The 13867-nt window shown below is 66.9% G+C and carries 13 protein-coding genes; 3 read left to right on the top strand and 10 right to left on the bottom strand.

The features are described 5' to 3' along the window. Positions 1-129: 129 nt before the first annotated feature. Together ACYVGY_RS07455 and ACYVGY_RS07460 are read right to left on the bottom strand one after the other, a co-directional pair. Positions 130-1086, bottom strand: a complete 957-nt coding sequence (locus ACYVGY_RS07455; protein WP_460456833.1) for an OmpA family protein — start codon at positions 1084-1086, stop codon at positions 130-132. After that, positions 1086-1418, bottom strand: a complete 333-nt coding sequence (locus tag ACYVGY_RS07460) for a hypothetical protein (RefSeq protein WP_460456834.1) — start codon at positions 1416-1418, stop codon at positions 1086-1088. The genes ACYVGY_RS07455 and ACYVGY_RS07460 overlap by 1 nt, the downstream gene beginning before the upstream one ends. 135 nt (positions 1419-1553) lie before the next feature. On the opposite strand from ACYVGY_RS07460, the gene ACYVGY_RS07465 reads away from it, so the two are divergent. Next, entirely contained in the window at positions 1554-2693 is a 1140-nt protein-coding gene (locus ACYVGY_RS07465) for a PilT/PilU family type 4a pilus ATPase (protein ID WP_460456835.1), read from the top strand. A 42-nt stretch (positions 2694-2735) separates the two neighbouring features. On the opposite strand, the gene maiA is transcribed toward ACYVGY_RS07465, so the two are convergent. The 5 genes from maiA to hppD all read right to left on the bottom strand — a co-directional run bounded on the left by maiA (position 2736) and on the right by hppD (position 7639). Then, complete coding sequence (maiA, locus tag ACYVGY_RS07470; protein ID WP_460456836.1) at positions 2736-3410, bottom strand: maleylacetoacetate isomerase; 675 nt, start codon at positions 3408-3410, stop codon at positions 2736-2738. 94 nt (positions 3411-3504) lie between these two features. Next, on the bottom strand, positions 3505-4500 hold the full coding sequence (locus ACYVGY_RS07475; RefSeq protein WP_460456837.1) for a fumarylacetoacetate hydrolase family protein: 996 nt from the start codon (positions 4498-4500) through the stop codon (positions 3505-3507). A gap of 39 nt (positions 4501-4539) precedes the next feature. Then, on the bottom strand, positions 4540-5178 hold the full coding sequence (locus ACYVGY_RS07480) for a hypothetical protein (protein ID WP_460456838.1): 639 nt from the start codon (positions 5176-5178) through the stop codon (positions 4540-4542). Then, on the bottom strand, positions 5178-6473 hold the full coding sequence (hmgA, locus tag ACYVGY_RS07485) for a homogentisate 1,2-dioxygenase (RefSeq protein ID WP_460456839.1): 1296 nt from the start codon (positions 6471-6473) through the stop codon (positions 5178-5180). The genes ACYVGY_RS07480 and hmgA overlap by 1 nt, the downstream gene beginning before the upstream one ends. A gap of 68 nt (positions 6474-6541) precedes the next feature. After that, positions 6542-7639 carry a 4-hydroxyphenylpyruvate dioxygenase gene (gene hppD, locus ACYVGY_RS07490; RefSeq protein ID WP_460456840.1) on the bottom strand — a complete coding sequence of 366 codons (1098 nt, stop codon included), beginning with the start codon at positions 7637-7639 and terminating at the stop codon, positions 6542-6544. 86 nt (positions 7640-7725) lie between these two features. On the opposite strand from hppD, the gene ACYVGY_RS07495 reads away from it, so the two are divergent. Together ACYVGY_RS07495 and ACYVGY_RS07500 are read left to right on the top strand one after the other, a co-directional pair. After that, on the top strand, positions 7726-8175 hold the full coding sequence (locus tag ACYVGY_RS07495) for a MarR family winged helix-turn-helix transcriptional regulator (RefSeq protein WP_460456841.1): 450 nt from the start codon (positions 7726-7728) through the stop codon (positions 8173-8175). Between the two features lie 23 nt (positions 8176-8198). Then, entirely contained in the window at positions 8199-9452 is a 1254-nt protein-coding gene (locus ACYVGY_RS07500) for a threonine synthase (protein ID WP_460456842.1), read from the top strand. Between the two features lie 153 nt (positions 9453-9605). On the opposite strand, the gene ACYVGY_RS07505 is transcribed toward ACYVGY_RS07500, so the two are convergent. From ACYVGY_RS07505 to ACYVGY_RS07515, 3 genes are all read right to left on the bottom strand, one after another. Next, positions 9606-11201 (bottom strand): peptide MFS transporter, encoded by a 1596-nt coding sequence (locus ACYVGY_RS07505; RefSeq protein WP_460456843.1) that lies wholly within the window; start codon positions 11199-11201, stop codon positions 9606-9608. Between the two features lie 159 nt (positions 11202-11360). Next, complete coding sequence (locus ACYVGY_RS07510; RefSeq protein WP_460456844.1) at positions 11361-12944, bottom strand: AbgT family transporter; 1584 nt, start codon at positions 12942-12944, stop codon at positions 11361-11363. A 58-nt stretch (positions 12945-13002) separates the two neighbouring features. Continuing rightward, positions 13003-13863 carry a tryptophan 2,3-dioxygenase gene (locus ACYVGY_RS07515; RefSeq protein WP_460456845.1) on the bottom strand — a complete coding sequence of 287 codons (861 nt, stop codon included), beginning with the start codon at positions 13861-13863 and terminating at the stop codon, positions 13003-13005. Positions 13864-13867 lie beyond the last annotated feature (4 nt).

Below are 13867 nucleotides of genomic sequence, written 5' to 3' on the forward strand. Positions count from 1 at the left end.
TCGGCGGGGGCGAGGTCTGCTTTCATCGGCCTGGCTCGGTGGTCCCGGCGACAGGGCGCCGTCGGGACTTTGAACCTACTCCCCCGTTTTGGGGCCCGCAACCCTCTGGACAAGTGATTGAATTAACTACTATTCCACGATGATCTCGACGCGACGATTGCGCGCGCGGCCATCGGCGCTGGCGTTGTCGGCGACCGGGCGGGTCTCGCCCAGGCCGGTCGCGCTCAGGCGGCCGGGGCTCAACCCGCCGTCTTCCAGCGCACGGCGCACGGCGTCAGCGCGGCGCTTGGACAAGGCCTGATTCGCGGCGTCGGCCCCCTGGCTGTCGGTATGGCCTTCGATGCGGACCGTACCGCCGCCCGAGAGCTGTGTGGCCAGCGTGCGCAGACTGGCCTGGGCCGAAGAGGTGAGGCTGGCGCTGCCGCTGCCGAAGGCGTTGCCGTCCAAGGTGTGGATCGTGCTGCCGCCGGCCTGCCGGGACGGCGGCGCGGGCGCGTCGCGGATATCGTCGGCGGCTACCGCGGCGGCGAGCTCAGCCTCCTTGCGTGCCAGCTCGGCCTCCCGGGCGCGGGCCTGGGCCAGCTTGCGGGCCTGGGCGGTTTCGGCCTCCGCCGCCTCAAGGGCGATGGTCTGGGCCGCTTCGGCCGCCTGCAGCTGGCGCTGGGATGCCTCGATGCGGGCCAGACTTTGCAGTCGCAGGCGCTCGTTCTCGCGCCGGGCCTGCTCGGCTTCGCGGCGGCTGGACTCAAGCATGATCTGGTCCCGCTCGCGATCAAGCTGCAGCGACTGCGCGGCCAGCAGATCAGCCTCGGCGGCGGCGCGGGCCGCGGCGATGCGCAGCTCGGCGATGACGACGCTGTGCTGGCGCTCGCGGCGCTTGGCGTCGCTGGCGGCGGCCACGGCCTGGCGTGCCTTCAGCCGCTCCAGGCCGGCCAGGTCGGCCAGCGAGGGGTCGGTTTCCAGCGCGCGCAGCTCACCCACGAGCCGCGCAACGGCCTGTTCGTGTTCGGCGGTGGACTGGGCCGGAGCCAGGCCGGGCAGGGCCAACAGCGCGACCATCAGCGGCAGGATCAGGGACGGGCGCATCAGCGGCCGCCTCCGTTGAGCAGGAGCCGGCGGCGCAGGTCGGCGTTGCGGGCCGACTTGCTCTCGACCTCGGCCTGGGCGACATCGTGTTCGGCGCGGGCGCGCGCCAGATCGGCCGTGGCCTCGGCGACCTGGGCCATCTCAGCGGCGTCCCGGCGCTTGCGACGGGACTGCGCATCGCGGGCGGCCTGCAGCCCTGCACGGGCCTCTTCGAGCAGCCGCGCCGCCTCGCCGCGCGGCTCGGCGCGCAAGGCCGCAGCGACTGCGGTTTCCGCTGCCAGCAGCTCCACGCTGTCCTCGGCGATGGCCCAGGAGCTTGACGAAAGCAGCACAAATGCAAGCGCGTGATGGATTTTTAGCGAGGAAAATGTCATAAGGCGATCTCGCAGGTGGGCAGATGGACGCGGGCTATTGTAGCCGTCCGAGGCCCAGCCAACAGATTCAGAACGGGACCCAAGGATACGCACATGGACATCGGCTACTTCCTGAAGCTGATGACGGAAAAGAACGCGTCGGACATGTTCCTGACCACCGGCGCGCCCGTCTATATCAAGGTCGAGGGCAAGCTCTACCCCCTCGGCAACACCGGCCTGCCGGCCGGCATGGTCAAGAAGATCGCTTATTCGCTGATGGACGAGGGCCAGGTGCCCGCGTTCGAGCGCGACCTGGAATACAACATGGCCATCGCCGTGAAGGACACCGGGCGCTTCCGCGTGAACGTGTTCAAGCAGCGCGGCGAAGTCGGCATGGTCATCCGCGCCATCAAATCCGAGATCCCCAGCATCGACCAGCTCAAGCTGCCGGCCGTGCTCAAGGACATCGTGATGGAGCAGCGCGGACTGGTCCTGGTCGTCGGCTCCACCGGTTCAGGCAAGTCCACCACCCTGGCGGCGATGATCGACCACCGCAACGCCAACAACACCGGCCACATCCTCACCATCGAGGATCCGATCGAGTTCCTGCACAAGCACAAGAAGTCGATCGTGAACCAGCGTGAGGTCGGCCTGGACACCCACGCCTTCCACAACGCGCTCAAGAACGCCATGCGCGAGGCGCCGGACGTCATCCTGATCGGCGAGATCCTCGACGCCGTGACCATGGAATCGGCCATCGCCTTCGCTGAAACCGGCCACCTGTGCATGGCCACGCTGCACTCGAACAACGCCGACCAGACCCTGGACCGCATCCTGAACTTCTTCCCGGAATCGGCCCACAAGAACGTGCTGATGAACCTGGCCCTGAACCTCAAGGCGATCATCAGCCAGCGCCTGGTGGTCGGCAAGGACGGCAAGCGTCTGCCGGCGGCCGAGATCCTGATCAACACGCCAATGATCCGCGACCTCATCCGTCGCGGTGAGGTGCACGAGATCAAGGACGCGATGGACAAATCGCTCGAGGCCGGCATGCAGACCTTCGACCAGGCTCTGTTCAGGATGTACAAGGAAGGCAAGGTCGAGCTGGAGGAGGCGCTGCGCAAGGCCGATTCACGCGACGGCCTGGCCCTTAAGATCCGCCTCGCGGAAGGTGCCACCGGCGAGCACGACCCCTATGCCGAAATGTATGGCGGCGGCGGTCCCGGCAGCGAGAACGCTTCCTCGGGCTACTGAGGACGATGCACCCCCGCCGCGGGCGGGGGGCCTTGGGCGCGTCTAGTTGCCGCCCGGCGCCGGGGCATCCGGCTGGTTCTCCGGCCGGGCCTGATTGAACTCATCCATGGCCAGGCAGGTTTGGACGATCCGGCGAATGGTGCGGTAAGGCGCCATGTCCACGCCGAAACGTTCGGCATTGAACACCTGCGGCACCAGGCAGCAGTCGGCCATGGTCGGCTGTTCGCCATCGCAAAAATCACCGGTGGACGGGTTGTCGCAGAGCGTGTCTTCGACCGCGTCCAGACCGACCTTTATCCAGTGCCGGGTCCAGGTGTCGCGCTCGGCCTGCGGCACGTTCCAGGTCTTGTCCATGAACTGCAGCACGCGAAGGTTGTTGAGCGGGTGGATCTCGCAGGCGACCATTTGGGCAATGGCGCGCACGCGCTGGCGATCGCGGGCGGTGGCGGGCATCAGCGGCGGGGTCGGCCAGGTTTCATCCAGGTATTCGATGATGGACATGGACTGACGCAGGATGCGGTTGCCGTGCATCAGCACCGGCACCAGTTCCTGCGGATTGAGATCGCTGAACGGGGTCGCGTGCTGCTGGCCGCCGTCCTTGAGCAGGTGCACGGGCATGGTCTCGTAGGGCAACCCCTTGAGATTGAGCGCGATGCGCACGCGGTACGCGGCGCTGGAGCGCCAGTACGAATAAAGCCGGATGATTCCCGAGCTCATGCGACCTACTCCCTTTCCATGGACCTTGCGGCCCGGCTGAACGCCGGACCCTTGTTGCCAGCATACCCCCGCCCCGGCGGCTTGTGGGAGGGACTCAGGCCTTGGCGATGCGCTGTTCGATGGCCCCGAAGATCGACGCACCCTGCCCGTCCAGCACCTCGATCCGCACCGTATCGCCGAAGGACATGAAGGGCGTACTGGGCTTGCCGTCGCGCAGGGCCTCGACCGTGCGCAGCTCGGCGAAGCAGGACGCACCCCGCGAGGTGTCCTCGTTGGCCACGGTGCCGGAACCCACGACGGTGCCGGCCGACAGCGGCCGGGTCTTGGCCGCGTGGGCCACCAACTGCGAGAAGTCGAACTGCATGTCCACGCCGGCCTCCGGCGCACCGAACCACTTGCCGTTGACATGGGTGAGCAGCGGCAGGTGCAGCTTGTTGTCGCGCCAGGCGTCGCCCAGTTCATCAGGCGTCACGAACACCGGGCTCAAGGCCGAGCGCGGCTTGGACTGCAGGAAGCCGAAGCCTTTGGCCAGTTCGCCGGGAATCAGGTTTCGCAGCGAAACATCGTTCACCAGGCCGATCAGCTGGATGTGCGCAGCCGCCTGCGTTGGCGAGGCGCCCTGGGGCACGTCGTCGGTCACCACCACGATCTCCGCCTCAAGATCGATGCCGTGGGCCTCGTCGGCCACCAGCACCGGGTCGCGAGGACCGTAGAAGCCGGCGCTCACGGCCTGGTACATCAGCGGATCGGTATAGAAACTCTCCGGCACCTCGGCGCCGCGGGCCTTGCGCACGCGGGCGACGTGGGGCAGATAGGCGCTGCCGTCCACGAACTCATAGGCGCGCGGCAGCGGCGACGCGAACGCGGCGAAGTCCGTCGAGAACACCGGCTCGCCGTTGATGGTTTCGGCCTGGCTGCCCTGCAGCGCCTCGTAGACGCCGTTGAGGCGCGGCGCAGCGTTGGACCAATCCTCAAGCGCGCGCTGCAGTGTCGGTGCAATGCCCGGCACGCGCACAGCGCGGCCAAGGTCCTTCGAAACCACGACCAGCGTGCCGTCGCGGCCGCCTTCCTTCAATGATCCAAGCTTCATGTCATTCCAGTTCGTTCAAGGGGGAGGGAGGCGCGGGTGTCAGCTGCAGCCTTCGGTATAGAGCACCTGCGGCAGCAGGCCGATGCGCCATTCGCTGACCAGTCCCTGCGCGTCGACTTCGAACACCAGGCGCGCATCGCCGCCCTGCGCCGGCGTGACCACCAGGTAACGGCCGCCTTCGACGTACTCGTGCGGCATGGCCTCGACCCGGCCGGCGAACTTGGCCAGCACGTCGTCGGCGCGGGCTCCGATGGTGAAATCACCCGGCGCCACGTGCGCCGCGACGTCAACGTCGTAGCGCTTGAAGCCGCCCTCCTCGAACATGAAGGCGATGCCGGAGCCGGTCTCCGGGGGCGGATCCATCGTCAGGTAGTAGCAGGCCTTGGGGCCATCGGCAGGATTCGGTTCGCCCTCCAGAGGATGGCCCCAGGACATGCGCACTTGCTCTTCGTCGGTACCGAACTTCGCCGGCCCAAAGCCTTCGAAGTTGATTACCTCAGGATCGTTGCGGGCCAAAGCCTGCTCCGCCTCCCGCGTGGCCGGTGTGGGTTCGGCCGGAACGACAGGTTCGGCCGCGACCGGTGCGACCGGCGCGGCCGCCTCGGCGGTGGCGGGCTCGGGCTTGCTGCAGGCCGTGGCCGTCAGCAGAGCGAGCAGCGGCAGGTACCAACGAATCATCAGCGTTGCTCCGGCGTGAAGTGGCTGGCCAGACCCTGCCAGCATTGCTGATAGTCAGCCTGGCGGTGGCCGGCGTCCAGCGCCTGGCGGGTCGGACGCAGCACGCTGCGGGTCTCGAACATGAAAGCCATGGTGTCGGTGATGACGTCGGCCTTGGAAAGATCCGCCTTCGAGGCTTTCTCGAACGTCGCCGCGTCCGGCCCGTGGCCGCTCATCGCGTTGTGCAGCGATGCGCCGCCGGGCAAGAAGCCTTCGGCCTTGGCGTCGTAGGCGCCGTGCACCAGCCCCATGAACTCGCTGGCGATGTTGCGGTGGAACCACGGCGGGCGGAACGTGTCCTGGGCCACCAGCCAGCGCGGCGGGAAGATCGCGAAGTCTAGGTTGCTGACGCCTTCGCTGTCGCTGGGCGAATGCAGCACCAGGAAGATCGAAGGATCCGGGTGGTCGTAGCTGATCGAACCGATGGTGTTGAAGCGGCGCAGGTCGTACTTGCTCGGCGTGTAGTTGCCATGCCAGGCCACCACGTCCATCGGGCTGTGGCCGATGGCGGCGCGCCACAGGCCGCCCTGGAACTTGGCAACCAGCTCGAAGTCGCCGGTTCTGTCCTCGTAAGCCGCCACCGGCGCCAGGAAGTCGCGCGGGTTGGCCAAGCCGTTGCTGCCGATCGGACCGAGATCGGGCAGCTTGAGCATCGCGCCGAAGTTTTCGCAGACATAGCCGCGGGCACTGCCGTCGGGCAGCGAGACGCTGAAGCGCACGCCGCGTGGAATCACCGCAATTTCCTGCGGCTCGAGCTCGAGCACACCCATCTCGGTGGCGATCCGCAGGCGGCCCTGCTGCGGCACGATCAGCAGCTCACCGTCAGCGTCGTAAAAGAAGCGCCCGTCCATGTCCTTGTTGGCGGCGTACAGGTGGATGCCCACCCCGGTACCGGCCTCGGGCCCGCCATTGCCGGCCATCGTATACAGGCCGTCCAACCAATCGGTGGGCACCGACGGCATCGGCAGCGGGCTCCAGCGCAGCTGGTCTGGCGTTACCGGCCCGTGCCCGAAGTCGTTGTGGAAGCGCGGCCGCACCAACGCTTCGAACTTGCCGTGCAGCGCCGCCGGGCGAATCCGGTACAGCCAGCTGCGCCGGTTGGTTGCCCGCGGCGCGGTGAAGGCGGTGCCGGACATCTGCTCGGCATACAGGCCGTACGGCGCCCGCTGCGGCGAATTACGCCCTACCGGCAACGCGCCCGGCAGGGCCTCGGTCGCGAATTCGTTCCCAAACCCACTCTGGTATTGCAGGGACATGGCGTGGCTTCCGTAAGTCGGTTGGTCCGGACTGGCGTGGGCGCCGAGAGCCGCGCCCCAGGGGTCCCTTAGAGCACGCCGCGACGGATCTGGTCGCGCTCGATGGATTCGAACAAGGCCTGGAAATTGCCTTCGCCGAAGCCCTCGTTGCCCTTGCGCTGGATGATCTCGAAGAAGATCGGACCAACGGCATTGGTGGTGAAGATCTGCAGCAGCTTGCGCTGCTTGGTTTCCGGGTCGGCGTCGATCAGGATCTTGTTGGCGCGCAGGCGCGGCACGTCTTCGCCATGCTCGGGCACGCGCGCGTCAATCACGTCGAAGTAAGTGTCCGGCGTGTCCAGGAAGTGCACGCCCTGCGCGCGCATCGCCTCGACCGTGGAATAGATGTCGTCGGTGAAGCAGGCGATGTGCTGGATGCCCTCGCCCTTGTAGGCGTCGAGGTATTCGTTGATCTGCGACTTCGGGTCGTTCGACTCGTTGAGCGGGATGCGCACCACGCCGTCCGGCGCGGTCATGGCCTTGGACACCAGGCCGGTCTTGGCGCCCTTGATGTCGAAGTAGCGAATCTCGCGGAAGTTAAACAGGCGCTCGTAGTAGTCGCTCCACTTCTGCATATTGCCGAAGTAGAGGTTGTGCGTGAGGTGGTCAATGAAGGTCAGGCCGAAGCCGACCGGATGGAGGTCGGCGCCCGGGATCGGCTCAAAGTCGGCCGCATAGACGTCCTCGCCCGAGGGCACCAGGTAGAGCATGCAGTCGCCGATGCCTTTCACCGCTGGCACCGCGATCGCGCCGCTGCCGGGCTTGTTGTCGATGGCCTGGCCGCCATTGCCTTTCACGGTATCGAAGACCTTGGCCACCGGCTCGGTGAAGCGGATCGCGAAGCCACAGGCGCAGGGACCGTGCTGGGCCGCGAAGTCGGCGGCGAAGCTGTCCGGGTCCTCGTTGACCAGGAAGTTGACGCCGCCCTGGCGGTAGACGGTGATCTTGCGGGTCTTGTGCCGCAGCGCCGGGCTGAAGCCCATCGAACGGAACATCGCGTGCAGGTCAATGCTGCCGGCCGGGGCGGCGAACTCGACGAACTCGAAACCGTCGATGCCCATCGGGTTCTCGAAGGTGGTCGGCTTCATGCCGAGGTTCGGGGCGTGGGTCTGGGGCTGGGCGCTCATGGCGGTCCTCCGGTCGGGGGCGACTTGCAAGGGGAAGGCTATCGTTATAGTTTCAATTGCAACCATTTTCAAGGCACAGCGCCGCAATGTCTGACCGCGACAGCCTCGACCTCGACCAGTTCCTGCCCTATCGGCTGTCGGTGCTCTCGAACCGCATCAGCCAGGACATCGCCCGCCTCTACGCCGAACGCTTCGCTCTGGGCGTGACCGAATGGCGCCTGCTGGCCGTGCTGGGCCGCTACCCCGGCCTTTCTGCCAGCGAGCTGGCCGAGCGCACGGCCATGGACAAGGTCGCCGTGAGCCGCGCCGTAGCCAGCCTGCTGGCCGCCGGCCGACTGACCCGCGACACCCACGGCGCCGATCGCCGACGCTCGGTGCTGGAACTGTCCGAGGAAGGCCAGCGCGTCTACGCCCAAGTCGCACCTGCGGCACTGGCCTACGAGCGGCGCCTGCTGTCGAATCTCGGCGCGGACGACCGCGCCGCACTATCCCGGCTGATCGACCTGTTGGGCGACGCCGAACAAAAAACCCACTGACCCCCGCTAGAGGATCGCTCCGCATGGGCTACCTGCGCTGCCTGCAAGGCATTGGTTCGGGCATTGAATACCCGCCCGAGCCACCGATGAACCTGGACCCGGCCGACGGCCGGCCCGTGCAAATGGTGCTCGACCTCGAGCGACTGGCGCGCGAGAAGCCCGCCGCCGCCTGGTACCACCCGAACCGCCCTGACATGTGGCGATTCGGTGCGCTGATGCCGCTCGACGTCAACGACCCCGCCGATGCGGCCCACATCGTCGCCCTGGGCGAAGGCCACACGCCGCTGCTCGACTACGCCGACCACGCCGTGGCGCGCGCGGCCGGCCTGCGCCTGCAGCTCAAGGACGAAGGCCGCGCCCATCCGGGCTACGGCGCCAATCCGACGCAGAGTTTCAAGGACCGCGGCATGGCGATGGTGGTCGCGATGGCGCGCCGCGCCGGCCTCACGCGGCTGGCCGTTCCGACCCAAGGCAATGCCGGCGACTCCCTGGTGCGCTACGGCCTGGCCGGTGGACTCGAGGTCGTCGTTGCCATGCCCGACGACACCCCGATGCCGATCCTGGGCCAGGTGGCGGCCATGACCCGTCTGCACCCGGGCCGCATCCACCTGGAGCTGGTGAAAGGCACCATCCGCGAGGCTGCGGCCAAGCTCAAGGCGGACTACTGGCCGAACGGCTGGTTCAACTGCGCCACCTTCCAGGAACCGGGCTGGCGTATCGAGGGCAAGAAAACCCTGGGCCTGGAAATGGCCGAGCCACCGCCGGGCGAAACGCGCTGGTCGCTTCCAGACGCCATCGTCTACCCCACCGGCGGCGGCACCGGCGTGCTGGGCATGTGGAAGGCGTTTGACGAACTCGAGGCGCTGGGGCTGATTGATTCGCGCCGGCCGAAGATGTTCTGCGTGCAGTCCGAAGTCACCACACCGCTGGTGCGCGCCTTCGACGAGGGCGCCGACGATACCCACGCGCTGCCGCAGACCGGACCGACGATTTCCACCGGGCTGAACGTGCCGGCCGGCGTTGGCCAGTTCCGCGTGCTGCAGATCATCCGCGCCAGCGGCGGCGCCGCGGTCGCGGTATCGGAAGCCGACACCGCGCGCGAACTTTCCGCTGTGTGGCGCGAACGACAGCACTGGATTTCGCCCGAGGGCGCCGCCTGCCTCGCCGCCCTGCCCCAACTGCTCGACCGCGGCCTGCTCAAGCGCGGCGAGCGCGTGGTCGCGGTGAATACCGGCTCGCTCGAAAAATACCTCCCCGACCTCCGCCACCTCCTCTAAAAATGTAGGAGGGCCTTCAGGCCCGAAGCTCTTCGCCAAAAAGCTTCGGGCCTGAAGGCCCTCCTACAGGGTGCGGCGGGCAGGCATCGATGCTTCAAGAAAAAGGCGGCCCGGAGGCCGCCTTTTCCTGTTGCAGGCTGCGAAGCGCGAGGCTTACTTCAGCTCCCGATCCACGCCCATGCCGGCAGCGCCGGGCTCGCCGATTTCCGACTGGCCGGCCAGGACCGGCTCGGCATCGCGCAGCGTGTCGAGGTGCATCAGCTTCTTGATCAGCGGCGAGATAAGCACGAAGCCCACGCCAACGGCGATCGCGATCCAGCCAATATCGGAGTAGACGTCGAGCACGACCTGCTGGGCGGCATCTTCACCCGACGCCGCTTCCGACCCGGTCGCCGCGGCGATCAGGCCCGCGACGTAGTTGCCGGTCGCCGAGGCGAAGAACCACGAACCCATGATCAGGCTGGCCATTTGCGCCGGGGCGAGCCGGTTCATGGCCGACAGGCCGACCGGCGACAGGCACAGTTCGCCGGTCGTGTGCAGCAGGTAGATCAGGAAGATGAACATCACCGGCGTCAGGCTGCCGGTCGCGACCGCGGTGGCACCCGCGACCAGGACCAGGAAGCCGGCGCCCAGCTGCACCATCGCCAGGCCGAACTTGGCCGGGGCCGAAGGCTCCAGTCCGCGGCGGCCCAGCGTGGTCCACAGCGCCGCAAAGAACGGCGCCAGCGCCACGATGTAAAACGCATTGATCGACTGGAACATCGAGGCGGGCACTTCCCAGCCCATCAGGCTCCGGTCCACGTAGCGGTCGGTGTAGAGATTCAAGGACGAACCGGCCTGCTCGAACAGCGCCCAGAACAGCACCGAACCGATCATCAGGATCATGGCGGCGAAAATACGATCGCGGGCGTGCGCATCGAGCTTGGTGACGGCAACTACGATCACATAGATCAGGAGGATCAAGCCGGAGATACCCAGCGCCCAGCCGACCACGTCCTGGTTCTGCACCATCCACCAGCAAGCGGCCACGATGCCGATGCCGAGCGCGTACAGCAGCCATTCGAACGGCAGGCCTGCGATGCGCGTGCGCAGCTTGGCGGGATCCGGGGATTCACCGTTGCCCATCAGCGTGGGGCGGCCGAGCACGAACACGATCAAGCCCAGCAGCATGCCGACGCCGGCGGCGCCGAAGCCGTACTTCCAGCCGTAGACCTCACCCAGGAAGCCGCAGGCCAGCGACCCGAAGAAGGCGCCAAGGTTGATGCCCATGTAGAAGATCGTGTACGCACCGTCACGCCGCACGTCCGTGCGCGGATAGAGCTGGCCGACCATCACCGAGATGTTGGCCTTCAGGAAGCCAGAGCCGACGATGATGAAGGCCAGGGCCAGCCAGAACGCATTGAGCGCAGGGCTGTTGTCACCGCCCTCGCCTTCGAAGCCCATCAGGAAATGACCGATGGTGAGCAGCACTGCGCCATAAACGACGGCTTTGCGCTGACCCAGGTATTTGTCGGCCAGGTAGCCGCCGATCACCGGCGTGATGTAGACCAGCGCCGTGTAGGCGCCATAGACCATCGACGCTTCGCCGTCGGAGAACAGCCAATGCTTGGTTAGATAAAGCACCAGCAGGGCGCGCATGCCGTAGTAGGAGAAGCGCTCCCACATTTCGGCGAAGAACAGCATGTACAGGCCGCGCGGATGACCCAGGAAGGTCTTGCCCGCTTCGGCAGCATAAGGATTATTGGCCACTGGTCTTGGAACTCCCCGGTCTCTTGTTCTTGGATGGACTTACTGTCCCCGCGCCGGTTTCGGGCCAGGCGGGATGTGAAGGTGTACTCGCTGCGGGCGGGGCCCGTCAAACCACCCTTACCCTCCCGGCCCGCGGAATGAACAGGCCGGGAGGCCAGTTCAGCCGACCGGCACGTACTCGTAGCTCGAGCCCACGCCCAGCGGAATGCCCAGCGCCCAGAAGCCGAGCAGGAAGGCTGTCCAGACCACCAGCAGCGTGATCGCGTAGGGCAGCATCAGGGCCAGCAGGGTGCCGACGCCGGCGCCCTTCACGTACTTCTGGCAGAACACCACGATCAGCGGGAAGTAGGGCAGCAGCGGCGTGATGATGTTGGTGGACGAGTCACCGACGCGGTAGGCGGCCTGGGTCAGGTCGGGCGAGACGCCCAGCTGCATCAGCATCGGCACCATCACCGCGCCGATCAGCGCCCACTTGGCCGAGGCCGAACCGACCATCAGGTTCACGAAGCCCGACAACAGCACGATACCGACCACGGTCATCGCCATCGGCAGGCCCATCGCCTGCAGCAGGTTGGCGCCCTTGATCGCCATCAGCACGCCCAGGTTGGACTGGCCGAAGGCGTAGATGAACTGCGCGGCGAAGAAGGCCATGACGATGTAATAGCCCATCCCCGACATCGCCTTGGACATGCCGGCGATGATGTCGCGATGGGTCTTTACCGTGCCCGCGACGTAACCGTACACCGCGCCGGGAATCAGGAAGAAGATGAAGATCAGCGCCACGATCGAGCGCATCAGCGGCGCCGTGAAGGCCAGCAGCGGGTTCGTGCCCGGCGCCAGCGTGGCCGGATCGGCGGCCCAGGGCGTGCCCGGGACCAGCAGGGTCGCGACCAGCAGCAGCACCGCCACCACCATCGCCACGGACGCAGCGATCAGGCCCTTCTTTTCCTGGGGCTGGAGCGGGCTCATGGTCGGCATGTCGGCGGTGTCGCCGTCCACTTGCGTGGCCTGCAGGCGCGGTTCGATCACCTTGTCGGTGAGGAACCAGCCCACCAGCATGATCAGCACGGTCGAGCTGGTGGTGAAGAAGTAGTTGTTAAGCGGATTGATCTCGATATTCGCATCAAGCAGGCGGGCCGCCGCCTGGGTCAGCCCCGCCAGCAGCGGGTCGAGGCTCGAGGGCACGATGAAGGTGGCCGAGAAGCCGCCCGACACGCCCGCGAATGCCGCCGCGATACCCGCCAGCGGGTGCCGACCAGCGGCGTAGAAGATCACCGCGCCCAGCGGGATCACCAGGACATAGCCAGCGTCCACCGCCACGTGGCTGAGGATGCCGACGCCGATCAGGGCCGGGGTCAGCAGCATCTTCGGGGTGACGCTCAGCATCGCGCGCAGGCTGGCGTTGATGAAGCCGGTGTGCTCGGCCACGCCCAGGCCCAGCATCGCCACCAGCACCACGCCCAGCGGCGCGAAGTTCACGAACGTGGTGACCATCGAGGCCATGAAGGCGGTCAGGCTGCCGCCGGTGAGCAGGTTCACGATCTGCACCGGCTCGCCGGTGCGCGGGTCGAGCTCGGCAAAGCTGATGGACGACATCAGCGCCGACACGGCCCAGGTGACCAGCATCAGGATCAGGAACAACACGGCCGGGTCGGGCAGCTTGTTGCCCACTCGCTCGACCAGGTCCAGGGAGCGGGCGATCCAACCGCGCGGGGCGGCGATCTCAGGGGTGGCGGGCGTCATGCGGGCTCCTGGGCGTACGGTGAGGTGCCCGAATCCTAGCAGCCCCGCCGGCGTCCGTTCAGCCCGGCTGGCCCAGCACCGTCCGCACTTCCAGCAGCTCGGGGAAGAAGGTCAGCTCCAGGGCCTGCTTCAGGAAGCCGACGCCGGAGCTGCCGCCGGTGCCGCGCCGGAAGCCGATGATCCGCTCCACCGTCTTCATGTGCCGGAAGCGCCAGAGCTGGAAGCTGCCCTCCACGTCCACCAGCTGCTCGCAGGTGGCGTAGGCCTCCCAGTGGGTGTCGGTGTCCTCGTAAATGGCCTTCAACACCGGGATCAGCGCCGGTTCGCGCGCATGCGGCTGCGACCAGTCGCGCTCCACGCAGTGGGCCGGGATGGCATGGCCGCGGCGATGCAGGTGGCGCAGGAATTCGTCGTACAGGCTCGGCGCCTCCAGCACGGCGGTGAGTTCGGCGCTGGCGGCGGGATCGTGCTCGAACACCTTCAGCATCGCGGCGTTTTTATTTCCCAGCAGGAACTCGATGACACGGTACTGCAGCGACTGGAAGCCCGAGGCCGGGCCCAGGATGTCGCGGAACTGCAGGTAGTCGGCCGGAGTGAGCGTCTCGAGCACCGACCATTGTTCGCTGAGCTGGCGCTGCACCGTTTTCACCCGGGCCAGGATCTTCTGCATCGGGTCGAGCTGGTCGGCCTTGAGGCAGTCGATGGCGGCGCGCAGCTCATGGATCAGCAGCTTCATCCACAGCTCGGCCACGTGGTGCTGGACGATGAACAGCATCTCGTCGTGGTGGGGCGGGCTGGAGAGCGGCTTCTGGGCGGACAGCAGGGTGTCGAGCTGCAGGTAGCCGCCGTAGCTCAGGCGCTCGCGCAGGTCGGTGGTGATGCTGTCCTCCAGCGGACGGAGGTTGTCGGACGAGGTCATGGGG

Source organism: Arenimonas alkanexedens (genome assembly GCF_054781355.1).

What these genes read in the sequence shown, in the direction of transcription:
- ACYVGY_RS07465 (WP_460456835.1), top strand. Translation starts at nt 1,554, where the DNA reads ATGGACATCGGCTACTTCCTGAAGCTGATGACGGAAAAGAACGCGTCG.
- hppD (WP_460456840.1), bottom strand. Translation starts at nt 7,639, where the DNA reads ATGAGCGCCCAGCCCCAGACCCACGCCCCGAACCTCGGCATGAAGCCG.
- ACYVGY_RS07515 (WP_460456845.1), bottom strand. Translation starts at nt 13,863, where the DNA reads ATGACCTCGTCCGACAACCTCCGTCCGCTGGAGGACAGCATCACCACC.
- maiA (WP_460456836.1), bottom strand. Translation starts at nt 3,410, where the DNA reads ATGAGCTCGGGAATCATCCGGCTTTATTCGTACTGGCGCTCCAGCGCC.
- ACYVGY_RS07495 (WP_460456841.1), top strand. Translation starts at nt 7,726, where the DNA reads ATGTCTGACCGCGACAGCCTCGACCTCGACCAGTTCCTGCCCTATCGG.
- ACYVGY_RS07475 (WP_460456837.1), bottom strand. Translation starts at nt 4,500, where the DNA reads ATGAAGCTTGGATCATTGAAGGAAGGCGGCCGCGACGGCACGCTGGTC.
- hmgA (WP_460456839.1), bottom strand. Translation starts at nt 6,473, where the DNA reads ATGTCCCTGCAATACCAGAGTGGGTTTGGGAACGAATTCGCGACCGAG.
- ACYVGY_RS07500 (WP_460456842.1), top strand. Translation starts at nt 8,199, where the DNA reads ATGGGCTACCTGCGCTGCCTGCAAGGCATTGGTTCGGGCATTGAATAC.
- ACYVGY_RS07455 (WP_460456833.1), bottom strand. Translation starts at nt 1,086, where the DNA reads ATGCGCCCGTCCCTGATCCTGCCGCTGATGGTCGCGCTGTTGGCCCTG.
- ACYVGY_RS07480 (WP_460456838.1), bottom strand. Translation starts at nt 5,178, where the DNA reads ATGATTCGTTGGTACCTGCCGCTGCTCGCTCTGCTGACGGCCACGGCC.
- ACYVGY_RS07510 (WP_460456844.1), bottom strand. Translation starts at nt 12,944, where the DNA reads ATGACGCCCGCCACCCCTGAGATCGCCGCCCCGCGCGGTTGGATCGCC.